The organism is Longimicrobium sp. (assembly GCF_035474595.1).
In the GTDB taxonomy this organism is placed as follows: Bacteria; Gemmatimonadota; Gemmatimonadetes; order Longimicrobiales; family Longimicrobiaceae; genus Longimicrobium.
In genome coordinates, this window is record NZ_DATIND010000060.1 from 1 (window position 1) to 5,374 (window position 5,374).

The 5,374-nt window shown below is 74.4% G+C and carries 1 protein-coding gene and 1 pseudogene; both read right to left on the reverse strand.

The features are described from left to right. The coding region (locus VLK66_RS10545) for an amino acid adenylation domain-containing protein (RefSeq protein WP_414676466.1) at positions 1–3,248 on the reverse strand (3,248 nt) is incomplete at its 3' end. After that, positions 3,234–5,374 (reverse strand): annotated as a pseudogene (locus VLK66_RS28740) (condensation domain-containing protein); the annotation flags it as partial. The gene VLK66_RS10545 and the pseudogene VLK66_RS28740, both read right to left, overlap by 15 nt.

Sequence of the window (5,374 nt, forward strand, 5' to 3'; positions counted from 1 at the left end):
TCCTCGTCCGAAAGGAGGGCCAGGCGCGACAGGCGCTCCTCCGGCGAGGCGGCGGCCGCGGCGAGCACGACCCCGTACTGCGCCGCGAAGCGCTCCATGGTGGCGGCGTCGAACAGGTCGGTCCGGAAGCGCAGGCTCCCGACCAGCTCCTCGCCCACCTCCCTGAGGTCCAGCTCCAGGTCGAAGCGCACCGTCCGGATCTCGCCCTCGAACGGCTCCAGCCGGAACTCGGCGCTGGCGGCCCCCCCGCCAGCGTCCACGTTCTGGAGCGCGAACAACACCTGGAATACCGGCGTGTGCGACAGGCCACGGTCCGGGGCGACGTCCTCCACCAGGCGCTCGAACGGAAGGTCCTGGTGGGCGTACGCGCCGAGCGTCACCTCTCGCACGCGCCCCAGCAGCTCCCCGAAGGTGGGATCTCCGGAAAGATCCGTTCGCAGCGCGAGCGTGTTGACGAAGAAGCCGATGATGCCGTCCAGCTCCACCCGCGTGCGATTGGCGATGGGCGAGCCGACCACCAGGTCCTCCTGCCCCGACCAGCGCGAGAGCAGCAGGTCCAGGGCGGCTCGCGTCACCATGTAGAGCGTGGCACCCTCGCGCCGGGCGAGCGCGCGCAGGGAGCTCGTCGTTTCGGCGGGAACCCGGAGGTCGATCACCGCGCCCCGGCCGCTCACCACCGCCGGGCGCGGACGGTCGGTCGGCAGCTCCAGCCCGGGGGGTGCCCCGTCCAGGTGCGTCCGCCACCAGTCGAGCTGCCGCTGGAGCGCGTCGCCCTGCAGCCAGCCGCGCTGCCACACGGCGAAGTCGGCGTACTGCACCGCCAGCGGCGGCAGCGCCGGCGGCAGTGACTCCGGGCCGCGCGAGAACGAGTCGTACAGCGTGAAGAGGTCGCGCTGGAGCACCCCCATGCTCCAGCCGTCGCTGACGATGTGGTGCATGCCCAGGAGAAGGACGTGCTCTTCGTCGGCGAGGCGCAGCAGCGTCGCGCGCAGCAGCGGACCGTGCTCCAGGTCGTAGGGCCTCTCCGCGTCCTCCAGGGCCAGACGGCGCGCCTCCCGATCGCGCTCCTGCGGCGCGAGCCCGGTGAGGTGCAGCACGGGCAGGTGCGCGGGCGCGGGCGGGTGCACGACCTGCACGGCGCCCCGCTCCACCGGGCGGAACGTGGTGCGCAGCGCCTCGTGCCGCTCCGTCAGCGCCCCCAGCGCCCGCTCCAGCGCGGCGGCATCCAGCCGTCCCACCAGGCGGGCGGGAAACGACATGTTGTAGCCCACCTCGTCCGGCTGCATCGCGTGCAGGAACCAGAGCCGCTCCTGCGCGAAGGAGAGCGGGGCCGTCGCGCCCCGCTCGGCCCGCACCAGCGGAGGCAGGGCGAGCCCCGCCCCCGTGCGGTGCATCTCCTCCACGCGCCCGGCCAGCTCCGCCACCGTCGTCGCCTCGAAGAGCGCGCGCAGGGGGATCTCGACGCCGAGCACGGCTCCCAACCGGGCCACCACCCGGGTCGCAAGCAGCGAGTGTCCGCCCAGCGCGAAGAAATCGTCCCGGATGCCCACCCGCTCCAGGCGCAGCACCTCCGCCCAGATCCCCGCCAGCACCTCTTCGGTCGGCGTGCGCGGGGCCACGTACCGATCTCCCTCGCCGGCATGCTCCAGCTCCGGCAGCGCCTTCCGGTCCAGCTTCCCGCTGGGGGTCAGCGGCAGCGACTCCAGCTGCACGACGGCCGACGGCACCATGTGCTCCGGCAGGCGCGCCCTCAGGTGCTCCCGGAGCGCGGCGGGAGAGAGGGGATCGCCGGCCGCCGCGACCACGTATCCCACCAGCCGCCGGTCGCCGGCGATGCCGGAGGGGGCCTCGCGCGCGACCACGGCGGCCTCGCGCACCCCCGGGTGCTCCAGCAGGGCGCTCTCCACCTCGCCCGGCTCGATGCGGATGCCGCGGATCTTCACCTGCGCGTCGGTCCGCCCCAGGAACTCCAGCTCCCCGTCGGCCCGCCACCGCGCCCGGTCGCCCGTGCGGTACAGCCGCCCGCCCGCCTCGCCTCCGAACGGGTCCGGGACGAAGCGTTCGGCCGTCAGCGCCGCCCGGCCCAGGTACCCGCGCGCCACCCCCGCGCCGCCCACGTGCAGCTCGCCCGGCACGCCGGCCGGCACCGGCTCTCCCCACGCGTCCAGCACGTACGCGCGGGCATTCGCCACCGGCCGGCCGATGGGCGGCGCCTCCGCCACCCCCGGCGCGCACGCGTGCGCCGTGGTGTAGATGGTCGTCTCCGTCGGCCCGTACATGTTCACCAGCCGCCGCCCGCGCGACCACCGCGCCGCCGTCTCCGCGGAACAGCGCTCCCCGCCCGTGCTGATCGTGCGCAGCGCGGGGAAGTCATCCTCCAGCAGGCTGTCCAGCAGCGCGGGGGTGCTCACCCACACGCCGATCTCCCGCTCCCGCAGCAGCGCGGCCAGCCGCTCCGGCGCGAGCACCACCTCGCGCCCGGCCACGTGCAGCGCCGCCCCCGAGAGCAGCGCCACGAACACCTCCAGCAGCGAGGCGTCGAAGCTCATGGACGCCGTCTGCAGCACGGCGTCGCCCGGTTCCGCGCCAAAGGTCTCCACCGCGCGCGGGAGCAGGTTGGCCGCGTTTGCGTGCGTGACCACCACGCCCTTGGGACGTCCGGTCGAGCCCGAGGTGTAGATCACCCACGCCGCGTTCTCCGGTGCGGCCGCCATCCCCGGCGCCACCTCCGGCTCCGCCGCGATCTCCGCCGCGTCCGCGTCCACCCGCACGCTCCGCACGCCCTCGGCCGGAAGCAGGCCGCCCAGCGAGGCCCGCGTCACCAGCAGCGGCGCGCCCGAGTCGGCCAGCATGTACGCCAGCCGGTCGGCCGGATAGGCGGGGTCCAGGGGGAGATACGCGGCGCCCGCCTTGAGCACGGCGAGGATGGCCACCACTGCGTCGACGCCGCGCTCCAGGCAGACGCCGACGCGGACCTCCGGCCCGGCCCCCAGCGCCACCAGGCGGCGCGCCAGCCGGGTGGCGCGCGCGTCCAGCTCGCGGTAGGTGAGCGCGTCCTCCCCGGCAACCACGGCCAGGGCCCCGGGCGTGCGCGCGGCCTGCCCGGCGAACCGCTCGTGGATGCAGGCGCCCGTGGCAGGCTCGGCGGACGTGCGGTTCCACTCCTCCACGGCCTGCCGGCGCTCCGCCTCGTCCAGCAGCGTCACCCGCGAGACGCGCACGTCCGGATCGGCGGCCGCCTGCTCCACCAGGCGCGTGAAGTGGCCCACGAGCCGCCGCATGGTCGCGGCTTCCCACAGGTCCGTGCTGTAGGCCAGCACGCCGCGCAGCCCCTGGGCGGTCGGCGTCAGCGTCAGTGACAGGTCGAGCTTGACGACGTCGAGCCCCGTTCCCATTCCCTGCACGCTCAGCCCCGCGAGCCCGCCGGTGTCCGGGGCATCCTCCAGCGCGAACGTCACCTGCAGGAGCGGCGAGTGGCTCAGCGAGCGTTCCGGCCGCAGCTCGGCCACGAGCTTCTCGAAGGGAAGCTCCTGGTGCTCGTACGCCCCCAGCGTCAGCTCCCGCACCCGCCGCAGCACCTCGCGGAAAGTGGGGTTTCCGGATAGGTCGGCCCGCAGCACCAGCGTGTTGACGAAGAACCCGATCAGCCCCGCAACGTCCTGGCTCGTCCGCCCCGCGATGGGGCTCCCCACGACGATGTCGTCGCTCCCGCTGTACTTCGAAAGCAGCACCTGGAAGGCGGCGAGCAGCACCATGTACGGCGTGGCCCTCTCGCTCCGTCCCAGCGCCTGCAGCCGCTCCAGCAGCTCCAGGGAGAGTTCCACCGGGACCTCCGCGCCCCGGAAGGTCTGCACCGGCGGGCGCGGATGGTCGGTGGGCAGCTCCAGCAGCTCCGGCGCGCCCGCCAGGCGCTCCCGCCAGTAGCCGAGCTGCCGCTCCAGCGCCTCGCCCTTCAGCTGCTCGCGCTGCCGGACGGCGTAGTCGGCATATTGGAACCCCGGCTCCGGCAGCGGTGATTCCCGCCCCTCGCGATACGCCGCGTACAGCGCCGACAGCTCGCGGAAGAGCACCCCCATGCTCCACCCGTCGCTGACGATGTGGTGCATCCAGAGCAGCAGCACGTGGTCTTCCCTGCCCAGCCGCAGCAGCGATGCACCGAAGAGCGGTCCCGCCGAGAGGTCGAACGCCCGCCGCGCCTCCTCGCCGGCGCGCCGCCCGAGCGCCGCCTCGCGCTCCGCCTCGTCCAGCTCCGACAGGTCCTCGACCGACAGGGTGAACCCGCCGAAGGGAGCGATCACCTGCACCGGCGAGCCGTCCACCTCGCCGAAGGTGGTGCGCAGCGCCTCGTGGCGCCGGACGATCTCGCCCAGGCTCCGCTCCAGCGCCGCCACGTCCAGCGCACCGCCCAGGCGCCATGCCATGGGCATGTTGTATACGGCGCTTCCCGGCTCCAGCCGGTCGATGAACCAGAGCCGCTCCTGCGCGAAGGAGGCGGGCGCGGTTCGCGTCCGGCCGATCTTCTCGAGCAGGATCTGCCGCAGCAGCGCCTGCTTCTCGCTGCGCGAGCGCGTGCCGGCGGACTCGGGGGGGACGGTCATTCCAGATTTCCGGTTCTTCAGGTTTGCGCGCCCAGGAGGCGATCGAGCTCGTCGTCCGACAGCTCGTCGAGCACCGCGAGCAGGTGGTGCGGGCTGGCCTCGGTGGCGGGCGCCGCCTCCGGCTCCGGCCCCGCCACGGCCACCGGCCCCCGTTCCGCCACCAGACGGGCCAGCTCCGCCACCGTGGGTCCCTCGAAGAGCGCCCGCAGCGGCAGCTCCACCCCGAACCGCTCGCGGACCCCCCACACCACCGTGGTGGCCAGCAGCGAGTGCCCGCCCAGCTCGAAGAAGCTCTCCTCCACCCCCACGCGCTCCAGCCCCAGCACCTCCGCCCAGATCTCCGCCAGCCCCTCCTCCACGGGGGTGCGCGGCGCCACGTACCGTTCCGCGTCGGCCGCGTACTCCGGCGCAGGCAGCGCCTTGCGGTCCAGCTTGCCATTGGGCGTCAGCGGCAGCGCGTCCAGCGGGACGAACGCCGCCGGCACCATGTACTCCGGCAGGCTCTGGCGCAGGTGGTCGCGCAGCGCCCCGGCCTTGGCCTCACCCACCACGTACGCCACCAGCCGCCGGTCGCCCGGCACGTCCTCGCGCGCGACCACGGCGCACTCCCCCACACCGGGCGCCCGGCGCAGCACCGCCTCGATCTCGCCCGGCTCGATGCGGAAGCCGCGGATCTTCACCTGGAAGTCGGTCCGCCCCAGGAACTCCAGCTCGCCCGAAGCCAGCCAGCGCACCCGGTCGCCGGTGCGGTAGAGCCGCGCCCCCGGCCGCGCCGA